We start from the raw sequence: 2,764 nt of genomic DNA, 5'->3' as shown, positions 1-2,764 counted from the left end.
TTCCCTCTTCACGACGAACGTTAGCACCCGCCGTGTGTCTCCCATGATTAAACTTGTCAGTATTCGGAGTTTGCATCGGGTTGGTAAGCCGGGATGGCCCCCTAGCCGAAACAGTGCTCTACCCCCAACAGTTATACATGAGGCGCTACCTAAATAGCTTTCGGGGAGAACCAGCTATCTCCCGGTTTGATTGGCCTTTCACCCCCAGCCACAGGTCATCCGCTAATTTTTCAACATTAGTCGGTTCGGTCCTCCAGTTAGTGTTAACCAACCTTCAACCTGCCCATGGCTAGATCACCGGGTTTCGGGTCTATACCCTGCAACTTAACGCACAGTTAATACTCGGTTTCCCTTCGGCTCCCCTATTCGGTTAACCTTGCTACAGAATATAAGTCGCTGACCCATTATACAAAAGGTACGCAGTCACACATACCCAACGGTACATGCTCCCACTGATTGTACGTACACGGTTTCAGGGTCTATTTCACTCCCCTCCCGGGGTTCTTTTCGCCTTTCCCTCACGGTACTGGTTCACTATCGGTCAATCAGGAGTATTTAGCCTTGGAGGATGGTCCCCCCATCTTCAGACAGGATATCACGTGTCCCGCCCTACTCTATAAGCTTCCACATAATGCATTTTCATGTACGGGACTTTCACCCTCTATCGTGCGACTTTCCAGACGCTTCCACTAATACATTATGCTACCCGCTTGGGCTACTCCCATTTCGCTCGCCGCTACTTTGGGAATCTCGGTTGATTTCTTTTCCTCGGGGTACTTAGATGTTTCAGTTCTCCCGGTTCGCCTCATCTGACTATGTATTCATCAGATGATAGTGCAGTCGCCTGCACTGGGTTTCCCCATTCGGACATCAACGGCTATAGCGCCTTTTATCGGCTCACCGTCGCTTTTCGCAGATTAACACGTCCTTCATCGCCTCTGATTGCCTAGGCATCCACCGTGTACGCTTAATTTCTTAACCTTACAACTCACAGTTGTCTTGGTTTTAATTACGCTTTTTCTCTTTTCTACTTCATCACATCCATACTTTCATACAAATGCTTTCCGTAAAAACGAGAACTCGTTTCTTTCAGCTTGTTCCTAATTGTTAAAGAGCTTTATCTTTCTATTCATTCGAATATCAAATAAATACAAAAATAATTTTATGATTTTTAAAAGAGGTATCTTTAATGGTGGAGCTAAGCGGGATCGAACCGCTGGCCTCCTGCGTGCAAGGCAGGCGCTCTCCCAGCTGAGCTATAGCCCCATTGTTTCACTTCATCAACTAATCAAGCCATCAGCTTAATTGTCGAATTGGTGGGTCTGAGTGGACTTGAACCACCGACCTCACCCTTATCAGGGGTGCGCTCTAACCACCTGAGCTACAGACCCAATAAAGTGACTCTTTCTAAACAAACAATCTGTGTGAACACTTACGAGCTCTTCGTAAGGAGGTGATCCAACCGCAGGTTCCCCTACGGTTACCTTGTTACGACTTCACCCCAGTCATGAATCACACCGTGGTAAACGCCCTCCCGAAGGTTAAGCTATCTACTTCTGGTGCAACCCACTCCCATGGTGTGACGGGCGGTGTGTACAAGGCCCGGGAACGTATTCACCGTGACATTCTGATTCACGATTACTAGCGATTCCGACTTCATGGAGTCGAGTTGCAGACTCCAATCCGGACTTAGACGTACTTTCTGAGGTCCGCTTGCTCTCGCGAGGTCGCCTCCCTTTGTATACGCCATTGTAGCACGTGTGTAGCCCTGGTCGTAAGGGCCATGATGACTTGACGTCGTCCCCACCTTCCTCCGCTTTATCAACGGCAGTCTCCTTTGAGTTCCCGACCGAATCGCTGGCAACAAAGGATAAGGGTTGCGCTCGTTGCGGGACTTAACCCAACATTTCACAACACGAGCTGACGACAGCCATGCAGCACCTGTCTCACAGTTCCCGAAGGCACTCTCGCATCTCTGCAAGATTCTGTGGATGTCAAGACCAGGTAAGGTTCTTCGCGTTGCATCGAATTAAACCACATGCTCCACCGCTTGTGCGGGCCCCCGTCAATTCATTTGAGTTTTAACCTTGCGGCCGTACTCCCCAGGCGGTCGATTTATCGCGTTAGCTTCGGAGCCCATCACTCAGGGCAACAAACTCCAAATCGACATCGTTTACAGCGTGGACTACCAGGGTATCTAATCCTGTTTGCTCCCCACGCTTTCGCATCTCAGCGTCAGTATCTGTCCAGAAGGCCGCCTTCGCCACCGGTATTCCTCCACATCTCTACGCATTTCACCGCTACACGTGGAATTCTACCTTCCTCTACAATACTCTAGTTAACCAGTTTTAAGTGCAATTCCTAGGTTGAGCCCAGGGCTTTCACACCTAACTTAATTATCCGCCTACATGCCCTTTACGCCCAGTCATTCCGATTAACGCTCGCACCCTCCGTATTACCGCGGCTGCTGGCACGGAGTTAGCCGGTGCTTCTTCTGTAATTAACGTCAATTGATGCACCTATTAGATACACCACCTTCCTCATTACCGAAAGTACTTTACAACCCGAAGGCCTTCTTCATACACGCGGCATGGCTGCATCAGGGTTTCCCCCATTGTGCAATATTCCCCACTGCTGCCTCCCGTAGGAGTCTGGACCGTGTCTCAGTTCCAGTGTGGCTGGTCATCCTCTCAGACCAGCTAGAGATCGTCGCCTTGGTAAGCCTTTACCTCACCAACTAGCTAATCCCATATGGGTTCATCAA

At 49.5% G+C, this 2,764-nt stretch carries 2 tRNA genes and 2 rRNA genes; all 4 read right to left on the bottom strand.

The features are described 5' to 3' along the window. Positions 1-981 (bottom strand): 23S ribosomal RNA (locus A9G08_RS04710); the annotation flags it as partial. 209 nt (positions 982-1,190) lie between these two features. After that, a tRNA-Ala gene (locus A9G08_RS04705) sits at positions 1,191-1,266 on the bottom strand. Between the two features lie 48 nt (positions 1,267-1,314). Continuing rightward, positions 1,315-1,391: transfer RNA gene (locus A9G08_RS04700), tRNA-Ile, on the bottom strand. Between the two features lie 55 nt (positions 1,392-1,446). Further along, positions 1,447-2,764, bottom strand: a 16S ribosomal RNA gene (locus A9G08_RS04695); the annotation flags it as partial.

This window comes from Gilliamella sp. wkB195 (assembly GCF_001690445.1).
In the GTDB taxonomy this organism is placed as follows: Bacteria; Pseudomonadota; Gammaproteobacteria; order Enterobacterales; family Orbaceae; genus Gilliamella; species Gilliamella apicola_E.
Note: the sequence above shows the minus strand (reverse complement) of the source record. Positions and strands in the feature narration are given on the sequence as shown.